This is a genomic window from Mycolicibacterium vaccae NBRC 14118 = CIP 105934 (assembly GCF_001552715.1).
Taxonomy (GTDB): Bacteria; Actinomycetota; Actinomycetes; order Mycobacteriales; family Mycobacteriaceae; genus Mycobacterium; species Mycobacterium vaccae.
This window is the reverse complement of the sequence record NZ_BCRS01000250.1, coordinates 1-5,415: the sequence shown is the minus strand read 5'-3', so window position 1 is coordinate 5,415 and position 5,415 is coordinate 1. Positions and strand designations below refer to the sequence as shown.

The window sequence follows — 5,415 nt, the reverse complement described above, 5'->3', positions numbered from 1 at the left end:
CCCTGCCGCAGGCGCTCCAGCTCGCGACGGTGCCGCTCGGCCAGCACCGCGGCCAGCACCGGCTCCGGCGGCGTGCCCGGAGGCGGCGGCGGAGAGATCTGCGCGACCACGTCGGTCGCGATCCGGTAGGCCATCTCGTCGCGCACCTGCGGATCCAACTGCCGTGCGCGCGAGAGGAACTGGCGCGCCATCTCGGCCTGGGCCGGGTTCAGCCCGGACAGCTGCAGCGTCGACGCCCACCACGCCAGCTGCGGCGGCATCATCGGCGGCGGGGCCTGCCGGGGAGCGCGTTCGCTGATCACGACGGTGCCGGCGAAGATGTCGCCGATGCGCTTACCCTTCGGCGAGAGCATGCTGCACAGCACCGCCGGACCGCCGGTGAGCATCCACAGCTCGATCGCCCCGGCCAGAGCGCGGAACAGCGCCTGACGGAACCGCTCCGGGCTGCCGTCCTCCGAGACCACCCGCAGGCCCAGCGCCATCTTGCCCAGCGTCTTGCCGCGGGTCGCGGTCTCGAAGATCGTCGGATAGCCCACCAACGCCAGCACCGTGAAGATGATCAGCACCGCGCCGGAGAACGCCGAGTCGAACTGCGACAGCGTCACCGCCCACAGGATGACGCCGAGGACGTAGACGACGAACACGACCGCGACGTCGATCAGCGCCGACAGGGCGCGGACCGGCAGTTGCGCGATCTGAACGTCGAGTACGACCGCGTCACCGGTCACGACGGGTTGTTGCTGGCCGACCATAGACAGCCACGCTACTAAAATCCCGGGAGTGGATGTCGATGCGTTTGTCCTGGCGAACCGCCCGACGTGGGAGCGCCTCGAACATCTGGTGAAAAACCGCCGGAAACTGACCGGCGCGGAGGTCGACGAACTGGTCGACCTCTACCAACGGGTGTCGACCCATCTGTCGATCGCGCGGTCGTCGTCCTCGGATGCGGTGCTGGTCGGCAAACTCTCCGGCCTGGTGGCGCGCGCACGCGCGGTGGTGACCGGCGCGCACGCACCGCTGTGGCGCGAGTTCACCCGGTTCTGGACGGTGTCCTTCCCGGTCGTCGTGTACCGGTCGTGGCGGTGGTGGGTGGCCTCGGGCGTGCTGTTCTACGCGGTCGCGGCGGTGATCGCGGTCTGGGTCGCGCACTCGCCGGAGGTGCAGGCCACCATCGGCACGCCCAGCGAGATCCGGCAACTGGTCGACCACGAGTTCGCCAACTACTACAGCGAACATCCGGCCGCGTCGTTCGCGCTGCAGGTCTGGGTGAACAACGCGTGGGTGACCGCACAGTGCATCGGGATGTCGGTGCTGCTCGGGATCCCGATCCCGTACGTGCTGTTCCAGAACTCGGCCAACCTCGGGGTCAACGCGGGGCTGATGTTCGAGGCGGGCAAGGGCGACATCTTCCTCGGACTGATCACCCCGCACGGGCTCATCGAGCTGACGGCGGTGTTCGTCGCCGCCGGCGTCGGGATGCGGCTGGGCTGGTCGGTGATCTCACCGGGCGACCGGCCGCGCGCGCAGGTGCTGGCCGAGCAGGGCCGCGCGGTGATCGCGGTCGCGATCGGCCTGGCCGTGGTGCTGCTGGCCGCCGGCGCGATCGAGGGCTTCGTGACGCCGTCGGCACTGCCGACGTTCGTGCGGGTCGCGATCGGCGTGGCGGCGGTCGTGGCGTTCTTCGGCTACGTCTTCCACTTCGGCCGCAAGGCGGCGCTGGCCGGGGAGACCGGCGACATCGAGGACGCCCCCGACGTGGTGCCGACCAGCTGAGGTCCGGGAGCAGACACAAACTCGCACGAATCTGGGGTCATACGTGCGAGTTTGCGTCTGCTCGCGGTACTCACTCGCGGTTTCAACTGGCCGCGGCGGCTCGCCACAGGTGCTCCCGGACACGTTCGGCCAACCGCTCCGGATGGACGCGAACGTCGGTGACGGTGATCGGGATGACCGTCCAACGCGCGTGCTGGATGCCCGCGAATCGCGCCTTGTCCTTCAGCATCGCCTCACGGCCCGCGTGCCAGTCGACGCTCTCGTACTCGGCCGCCACCTGGTACTCAGGCCAGGCGAAGTCGACACGCCAGCTTTCCCATCGGCCGTGAATCAGAAATTGAAGTTCGGGGCGGGGCACGTCGTGGTCGTGCATTGCCAGTCTCGCCTCGGTCTCCATCGGAGATTCGGCGCGACCGTCGGCGAGGGCAAGCAGTTCACGTACAGCCACGATGCCCCGTCGACCGCGCTGCTCCGCGGCCGCTTCAGCCAGATCCGCGGGCATACACGACCCGGTGTGCAAGGCCGCGTCGAGCGTCGCGAGCGCGCGAGGCCGCCGCAGGGTGCGGGCGATCTCGACTGCGGTCCATGCGGGTGATGTCGCCAACCGGCTCCTCACACGCTGCAGTGGCGCACCGAGGCGCTGGTGGACCACGAGACCCGGGGCGGGACGAATCCGGCGGCCGGGGTCGAGGATGTGCACCGCGGTAGTGCCCTCGGTGTCGAATCCGTACAGTGCCGCTGCAGTGCCCATACAGGCGACCGCGGGCAGGCCAAGGTATTTGTCCAGGGACACCAGCCTGCCGAAGTAATCAGGCTCGGCAGGTGCATAGACCCCGTGCCACACGCGGATCAAGGTGCCGCGCCGCACCTGTACGTCGAGCTGTTGCCGGGTCAGCAGCTGCAGCAGCGCCGCCGTCGTCGCATACCCGCCACCGGCCAGGAAGAGTTGTCGAACGGCACTCTGCACACCCGAATCCTCATCCGGTGCAGCCACCAGGCAGCCGGCTCACCTGCGTCGCTGTGGATAGAACTCGGACTGTGGATAGGGATCTCACCGCGAGCAGACACAAACTCGCACTGAAAGGGTCGAAATCGTGCGAGTTTGCGTCTGCTCGCGGGGGAACTGGGCGGGGAGACCGGGCGGGCTAGAGGCGGCCGGCGGCTTTCATCGCCAGGTAGTGGTCGGCCAGGTCGGGCGCGAGTTCCTCCGGCGGCGCGTCGACCACCTCCACCCCGATGCGCCGCAGCCGGGACGCGACCGCGCGGCGGTCGTTACGGGCCCGCTCCGCGGCCGCGGCGTCGTAGACCTCCACGGGGTCGGCGCGGCCCGCGGCCAGCTTGTCCACCCGTGGATCGGACACGGCCGCGACGATCACCCGGTGTCTGGCGGTCAGCTGCGGCAGCACGGTGAGCAGACCCTCGTCGATCGCCGAGGCGTTCAGATCGGTCAACAGCACCACCAGTGCCTGGCGCCGCACCCGCCGCTGCACCGCCGAGACCATCGCGCGCGCGTCGGACTCGACCAGCGCGGGTTCCAGCGGCGCCATCGCCGCCACCAGCTGGGCCAGCAGCTCGGTGCGGGACGCGTTGACGACGGCCGCGCGTGTCTCGCGGTCGTGGGCCAGGAAGTCGACGTGGTCGCCGGCGCGGGCGGCCAGCGCGGCCAGCAGCAGCGCGGCGTCCATGGACCAGTCCAGCCGGGGCCAACCGGTGGCCGGGTCCGAACCGGTCGGGTCGACGCCGACCCGGCCCGCCGAGGTGCGGCCGGTGTCGAGCACGATGAGCACCCGCCGGTCGCGTTCCGGGCGCCAGGTGCGCACCACGACATCGGCGCGCCGCGCGGTGGCCCGCCAGTCGATCGAGCGGACGTCGTCGCCGACGACGTACTCGCGCAGCGAGTCGAACTCGGTGCCCTGCCCGCGGATCAGCACCGGCGTCATGCCTTCGAGTTCACGCAGCCGGGCCAGCCGCGACGGCAGATGCTTGCGGGACAGGAACGGCGGCAGGATGCGGATCTGCCACGGCACCCGGTGCGAACCCTGGCGGCCGGCCAGCCCGAGCGGGCCGATCGACCTGGCGGTCACCAGTGCCGAGGCCTGGTCACCGCGGCGCACCGGCCGCAACGTGGACAGCATCGTGACCCGTTGGCCGGCGGCGATGTCCACCGGTTGAATGCGCGGTTCGGCGCGGGCGCTGGGCGCCCACGCATCGCGGACGACGCCGCGAAACCGTGCGCGGCCACCGTTTTCGACCGTCAGCTCGACGGTCACCGGCTGACCCAGGCGTGCCGAGGTCGGCCCGCCGCGCGTCATCGCCAGCGCGCGCGGGCTGCCCGCCAACGCGACATCCACAAGCACGGCGACCGCCAGCAGCGCCGCCAGCGCAGTGAAAATGGCTGCGGGATAAGGCGACAGCGCGATCGGCACCGCGCACAGCAGCGCGATCAGGCCGACGCGACGGGTGAGGACCACGGCGGTCGGCTATCTCGGCACGGGCACCGCGGACAGGATGCCCTCGATCACGCCATCGGCGCTGGCGCCCTCCAGTTCGGCCTCCGGCCGCAGAGCCACCCGGTGGCGCAGCGTGGGCCTGGCCATCGCCTTGACGTCGTCGGGGGTCACATAGCTGCGGCCCGACAGCCACGCCCACGACCTCGCGGTGGACAGTAGCGCCGTCGCGCCACGCGGGGAAACCCCCAGCTGCAGCGACGGGGAACTCCTTGTCGCACCGACGATGTCGACGATGTAGCCGAGCACCTCGTCGCCGACGAGCACCTGACGGACAGCGTCGCGGCCCGCGGCGAGTTCGGCAGGTCCGGCGACCGGCTGCACGAACGACAGGTCCCGCGGATCGAACCCGTGCGCATGCCGGTTCAAGATCGCGATCTCCTGATCGCGGGGCGGCAGCGGCACATTCAGCTTCAGCAGGAAGCGGTCCAACTGTGCCTCCGGCAGCTGGTAGGTGCCCTCGTACTCGATCGGGTTCTGGGTCGCGGCGACGATGAACGGGTCCGGCAGCGGCCGCGGCTGGCCGTCCACGCTGACCTGACGTTCCTCCATCGCCTCAAGCAGCGCCGCCTGCGTCTTGGGCGGCGTGCGGTTGATCTCGTCGGCCAGCATCAGGTTGGTGAACACCGGTCCTGCGCGGAACTCGAACTCGGCGGTGCGGGCGTCGTAGACCAGCGAGCCGGTCACGTCGCCCGGCATCAGGTCAGGGGTGAACTGCACCCGCTTGAAGTCCAGCTGCAGCGCCGCCGCCAGCGTGCGCACCAGCAGCGTCTTGGCCACCCCGGGCACACCTTCGAGTAGCACGTGGCCGCGGCACAGCAGCGCGATCACCAGACCGCTGACGACGGCGTCCTGTCCGACGACGACCTTGCCGATCTCGGCGCGCAGGGCCATCAACGCGTTTCGGGCGCCCTCGTGCTGGGGGGACTGTGTCACGACTGTGCGACCTGCCTTTCGATGTCGTCGAGTGCGCGTGCGAGGTTCACCAGTTCGGCGTCGGTGGCCGGGGGCGGCCCGTACAGAGTATGGGCGACCGACTGCGCAGCCAGCCCGCACCGGTCGGCGACGGCCTGGCTGAGGGCCTGCGGCGACCCGCCCGCGGTCAGGCCGAGCCGGGGCAGCATGCGCTGGCGGG

The 5,415-nt window shown here is 70.6% G+C and carries 5 protein-coding genes and 1 pseudogene; 1 reads left to right on the top strand and 5 read right to left on the bottom strand.

The features are described from left to right. The coding region (locus tag MVA01S_RS28380; RefSeq protein WP_060941792.1) for an RDD family protein at positions 1-752 on the bottom strand (752 nt) is incomplete at its 3' end. Positions 753-780: 28 nt separating this feature from the next. On the opposite strand from MVA01S_RS28380, the gene MVA01S_RS28375 reads away from it, so the two are divergent. Next, a complete protein-coding gene (locus tag MVA01S_RS28375) occupies positions 781-1,773 on the top strand; it encodes a stage II sporulation protein M (RefSeq protein ID WP_003931892.1) in 993 nt (330 codons plus the stop codon). 82 nt (positions 1,774-1,855) lie between these two features. Here MVA01S_RS28375 and MVA01S_RS28370 read toward each other — a convergent pair whose 3' ends face one another. From MVA01S_RS28370 to MVA01S_RS28355, 4 genes and pseudogenes are all read right to left on the bottom strand, one after another. Further along, entirely contained in the window at positions 1,856-2,740 is an 885-nt protein-coding gene (locus MVA01S_RS28370; protein ID WP_003931893.1) for a type IV toxin-antitoxin system AbiEi family antitoxin, read from the bottom strand. A 178-nt stretch (positions 2,741-2,918) separates the two neighbouring features. Further along, complete coding sequence (locus MVA01S_RS28365) at positions 2,919-4,244, bottom strand: DUF58 domain-containing protein (RefSeq protein WP_003931894.1); 1,326 nt, start codon at positions 4,242-4,244, stop codon at positions 2,919-2,921. 9 nt (positions 4,245-4,253) lie between these two features. Continuing rightward, positions 4,254-5,174, bottom strand: a complete 921-nt coding sequence (locus MVA01S_RS28360; RefSeq protein WP_003931895.1) for an AAA family ATPase — start codon at positions 5,172-5,174, stop codon at positions 4,254-4,256. A gap of 38 nt (positions 5,175-5,212) precedes the next feature. Further along, positions 5,213-5,415, bottom strand: a pseudogene (locus MVA01S_RS28355) (DUF4350 domain-containing protein); the annotation flags it as partial.